The 4106-nt window shown below is 61.0% G+C and carries 4 protein-coding genes; 1 reads left to right on the top strand and 3 read right to left on the bottom strand.

The genetic code is table 11. The features are described 5' to 3' along the window. On the top strand, positions 1-1451 hold a 1451-nt coding region (locus tag O7A70_RS33480), incomplete at its 5' end, for a helicase-related protein (RefSeq protein WP_337144154.1). A 1-nt stretch (position 1452) separates the two neighbouring features. Here the strand turns inward: O7A70_RS33480 and O7A70_RS33475 are convergent. The 3 genes from O7A70_RS33475 to O7A70_RS33465 all read right to left on the bottom strand — a co-directional run. Beyond that, positions 1453-2280 (bottom strand): DUF3800 domain-containing protein, encoded by an 828-nt coding sequence (locus tag O7A70_RS33475; protein WP_337144153.1) that lies wholly within the window; start codon positions 2278-2280, stop codon positions 1453-1455. 157 nt (positions 2281-2437) lie between these two features. Then, complete coding sequence (locus O7A70_RS33470; RefSeq protein WP_337144152.1) at positions 2438-3628, bottom strand: MFS transporter; 1191 nt, start codon at positions 3626-3628, stop codon at positions 2438-2440. Between the two features lie 56 nt (positions 3629-3684). Beyond that, on the bottom strand, positions 3685-4106 hold a 422-nt coding region (locus tag O7A70_RS33465), incomplete at its 5' end, for a phosphotransferase (protein ID WP_337144151.1).

The raw sequence follows: 4106 nt of genomic DNA, 5'->3' as shown, positions 1-4106 counted from the left end.
AGGCGGTGCTCGCCGAGCGCATCAAGGCGATCGAGATGCGCGACCGCCCGCCGGAGCCTGGCGACGACATTCTTCTCTCGGTGATCACCGACGGCCGCCATGCCGCGATCGACCTGCGGCTGGTCGACCCTGACAATGACAACGAGCCCGACAACAAGCTCAATCTGCTTGTGTCGAACGCCTTCCGCATCTGGCTCGAAACGGCGGATAACACCTACGTCCGCCCCGACGGCAAGCCCTACGAGCTTTCCGGCGCCGCGCAGATGATCTTTTCCGATCTCGGAACGATTAATGTCGAAAAGACAAGGGGGTTTTCCGCCTATCGCTGGATCCGCGACGAGCTGATCCGCCTGGGCGTTCCTGCCTGCGAGATCGCCTTCATGCAGGATTTTAAGAAATCTGAGGTCAAGCAGCGGCTGTTCGGCGATGTCCGTGCCGGCAAGGTGCGGTTCCTCATCGGCTCCTCGGAGACGATGGGCACCGGCGTCAATGCTCAGCTTCGTTTGAAGGCACTGCATCACCTGGACGTGCCCTGGCTCCCCTCGCAGATCGAGCAGCGCGAGGGCCGCATCGTCCGACAGGGTAACCAGCACGACGAGGTCGAGATCTTTGCCTACGCAACGGAGGGGTCGCTCGACGCCACCATGTGGCAGAACAACGAGCGCAAGGCACGCTTCATCGCCGCGGCGCTGTCCGGCGACGCCTCGATCCGGCGGCTTGAAGATCTTGGCGAAGGGCAGGCCAACCAGTTCGCGATGGCGAAGGCGATTGCATCGGGTGACCAGCGGCTGATGCAGAAAGCCGGGCTCGAGGCTGACATCGCACGGCTCGAGCGCCTGCGCGCCGCCCATATCGACGACCAGCACGCCGTCCGACGGCAGAGCCGGGATGCCGAGCGCGACATCGAGTATTCAACCCGGCGTATTGGCGAGATTGGACAAGACATCGAGCGGCTCGTGCCGACCAGTGGCGATGCCTTCGCCATGACCGTGGCCAAAAAATCCTACGGCGAGCGCAAGGAAGCCGGCCGGGCGCTGATGAAGGAGATTCTCACCCTGGTCCAGCTTCAGCAGGAGGGCGAGACCGCTATCGCGTCAATCGGCGGGTTCGACATCGAGTATTCCGGCGAGCGCTTCGGGCAAGAGGGTTATCGCTACACCATCGTGCTCCTGCTCACCGGAGCGGATCATGAGATCGAGCTGCCGGTGACGGTGACGCCGCTCGGCGCCGTCGCGAGATTGGAGCATGCGCTGTCCGGTTTCGGGGAGGAACGGGAACGCTATCGGCAGCGTCTCGCCGACGCCCGGCGGCGTCTCGCGTCCTACCAGGCCCGCGACGGCGGCGAATTCGCCTTTGCCGGCGAACTGGCCGACAAGCGCCGTCAACTTGCGGACATCGAAGATGCCCTGGCATCGGATGTCGAGGGCATCAGGGATGCCGCCGCCGCCTGACCTATTTCGCTATCTTCGGTGTGTTGGTGCGAATACCGCTTCGTTTGGCTGCCCTGTGCAGCCTGTGCTCAAAATAGTCGGCAAAAACCTTGTAGTCCGCGTAGGCGTCCTTGTCGCACCAATATGCGCCGAAACGGCCAACCAGGCCGGCGATCCAGTCGGCGGCCTGCAAGGTCTGGTATCGGTGGCTCTCCAGCTGGAACGGCGGCTCGATAAGCCGCTTTCGCGGCTGCCCAACGCCATACATGCTGCGTGCCGCAGCGGTTATGAGGTTCTGGCGTTGGTCGTGCTCATCGAGCGCCAGAATGAAGTGGTCCTTGGGGTCGCAGTCGTCCGCGCAGAACGAATCAATCCGCTTGATCGCTTCGAGCAGCACCCGGTTATAGAGGTAGTTCGGATTGTGCTTGTCGGGCGGCAGATTCTTCTGAAGCCCGACATAGAACACGAAGCCGCCGATCGTCTCGATTTTGTTCAGGAGCCGGTTGGTCGTGTTGCGGAGCTCACGGTACTTCGTGACATTGGTCACCGTGTAGAGGCTCGCGCCCTTTTTCTCCCAGATCGCCGGATGGACGCCGGCCCTCTTGATCTCGAAATCCAGCAGTTCACATTTTCGCTGGAAGAACCACGTGCCGAAACCGCGTACCTCGCTCATCGGCAGCACCAGCCCGGCCAACCCGAAAACCGGGCTTTCCTTGTACTTTGCATCCTGGCGATCGACGTAGGGGCCGATATGGGCGAATTCATCGAGATAGGCGATGTAGGTCAGATCGTACCCCCAGAAGCACGAAAACCCACGCTTTTGGCGTGGGTCTCGGAAGGAGGGCAACACGTCGTTGCGCCTCACGATCGCGTAGTTAGGGTTTCTGCCCGTCCTTGTCAAGTTCGCAGCCCTGTCAGTTCGCAGCCCTGTCGATAGTCGGCGCCGCGCAACGATTTCCATCAAGAAGGGTCGGAGGCGAAATCCTGCCCTAACGGCCGGCCGTATTTCAAGAAGTTCTGCCTCGGGATCGCAGACCAAGTGCGGCAGCAATGACACAGATGCCACAGACGAGATACAAGGTCCCCTCAGCCGTTTCGGGAGCTATGAGCGGCATCAGGAAGATCACCACGCCAAATATGCCGGTCAAAAGGGTCGTGAACGCCTGAACTCGCCCCATCAGGCCTGTGTCCACCACAGTCAGGAGATGTCCGTTGGCGGCGGAACGCGTCACGCTCCACGCCATGCCGGCGAGGCTATAGACGATCACGGCAGTGAACGGCGTCCTCACGAAGGAGAAGACCACCAAGGCAAGGCCGGTCATCGTGAGGAGAAACAAAGTGTGCTTCTCGATATGGCGGACAAAGCGGGGAAGGCTTGCGATAGCGACTGCCGCGGTTCCGCAGATGGCAGCCATCATTTCGAGCGTGCCAAACAGGCTGCTATTACCGTCAAGCGCGCGCACGACGAAGCCGGGAAGCAGTAGATTTGTTATTTTGATCACGGCGAACGACACGCCCACGGTGACAGACGCGACGAGGCACATCGAGTTCGAGACCAGATACGTCAGGGCTTCCCGGGAGGAAGCCAACATGCCCTCGGACTGAGGCGACTTGACCTCGCGGCCCGGCGTTTTGATCATCCAGACCAGAAACACGCAGGCGGCCGCCATGGCTGTGAAGCCAACAGCGCTCATCGAGCTGCCAAACCGGGCAATGGAAAGACCCGCGATCCCGGTTCCCGCTGCGAGCCCGATCTGGCGGGCGATCGACAACCTCATGACGAACGCGACGCGCTGCTCCGCAGGGACAATCGCTTGAAGCAGCCCGGCGAGCGCTCCATCCTGCAGGGCGTAGCCAAGCGCGCCAAATCCAGCCGCTGCCATCAGCAAGATTGCGGCGGCGACATCATTGGCGAACGGCGCCGGGGCGATGAGCAACAATGCGCCTGCGCGGATAGCCTGGCCAACCATGGCGATTTGCCGCCTCTCCCGCCGATCCACGACATGTCCTGTGAATGGCGAGACGACCATGCCTGTCACACTGGATGACATGAGGACCAGCCCGACCAGCCGCGACCCTCCAATGTGAAAAGCCACCCACGACGGCAAGACGATGCCGAACCCAACAAACAGGAATGAAAGAAATGAAATTATTGCAAAAAGAACTTTATTCGACTTCACACCACTAACCTTGGGCATTTCTCCTCGAACAAAACCGAGGACTGGTTTTCGATATTCGTTCTTGTTGGCTCGACTCAGCCAGCTTGATTGCTGAATGCACGCAGCGTTCCGCGAGCGGCGGCGCGCACGGTAATCTGCGCCTGACTGAGAACACCAGCCCACAATGCTGCGTCCAGTTCGCAGTAGTCGAACAGGAAGCGCACGGTGCGGAGCTGGTGCTCGGCGATCAGCCAGCGGACGAACAAGGACAAAGGTTCGCTCTCCACCAGGCCATATCCGCCGAGGAAGGCGCGCCAAAGCCTGCCCGGATCGTCGTGGGGGAGGACTTCCAACCAGAACGCCATCGCCGCCACATCGAGCCATTGAGGGCCATGCCCGCAATCGTCGAAGTCGAAGAATGTCACGCGCTCGCCCAGTATGCGCATGTTCGCCTGCCTGACGTCTCCGTGACAGAATCCTGTTGGACCGATGAGCTTATTCGCACCCAGGCGTACGA

This window comes from Mesorhizobium sp. Cs1299R1N1 (genome assembly GCF_037179655.1).
In the GTDB taxonomy this organism is placed as follows: Bacteria; Pseudomonadota; Alphaproteobacteria; order Rhizobiales; family Rhizobiaceae; genus Mesorhizobium; species Mesorhizobium salmacidum.
The sequence above is the reverse complement of the archived record's forward strand: the minus strand, read 5'-3'. Positions and strand labels throughout refer to the sequence as shown.

What these genes read in the sequence shown, in the direction of transcription:
- O7A70_RS33470 (WP_337144152.1), bottom strand. Translation starts at nt 3,628, where the DNA reads ATGCCCAAGGTTAGTGGTGTGAAGTCGAATAAAGTTCTTTTTGCAATA.